This is a genomic window from Ferranicluibacter rubi (assembly GCF_011603255.1).
Classification (GTDB): Bacteria; Pseudomonadota; Alphaproteobacteria; order Rhizobiales; family Rhizobiaceae; genus Ferranicluibacter; species Ferranicluibacter rubi.
In genome coordinates, this window is the sequence record NZ_JAANCM010000037.1 from 1 (window position 1) to 433 (window position 433).

Annotated in this window: 1 protein-coding gene and 1 tRNA gene; one reads left to right on the forward strand and one right to left on the reverse strand. The window is 55.7% G+C overall.

From position 1 onward, the window contains the following. Positions 1-36: 36 nt before the first annotated feature. Positions 37-113, forward strand: a tRNA-Met gene (locus tag G8E10_RS25760). A 219-nt stretch (positions 114-332) separates the two neighbouring features. Here the strand turns inward: G8E10_RS25760 and G8E10_RS25765 are convergent. Continuing rightward, positions 333-433 (reverse strand): integrase core domain-containing protein (locus tag G8E10_RS25765; RefSeq protein WP_167129984.1); only part of this gene is annotated, 101 nt, incomplete at its 5' end.

Consider the following 433-nt stretch of genomic DNA (forward strand, 5'->3'; position numbering starts at 1 on the left):
TCCATCTTCTCACACATCCTCAGTCCCAATCCCTTCCGCGGGGTGGAGCAGCCCGGTAGCTCGTCAGGCTCATAACCTGAAGGCCGCAGGTTCAAATCCTGCCCCCGCAACCAAATCATCGCACACGCTTAAACAATGAAGCCCTCCCTCACCGGAGGGCTTTCTTGCGTTTGGGGCCGTCAAGCGTCCGGGCTCGGCCAGTATTATCCTCCAGAATTGCTCGATTGTTGAGGAAGGCGAGACCCCTCTTGCCAGAGGCAAACGCCAGGCAGGTGACCTGAGACCCACTTTCCCTCCAGTTTTCGGGAGAGTCTTGGGTTTTTAATCTGGCCTCATGCGGCCTGTTTTTCCATAGCTATTTTCATTGCGAACTCGTTGGGGGTGATGTTGCCCAGCGACGAGTGCGGTCTGTTTCTGTTGTAATCCTCCTTCC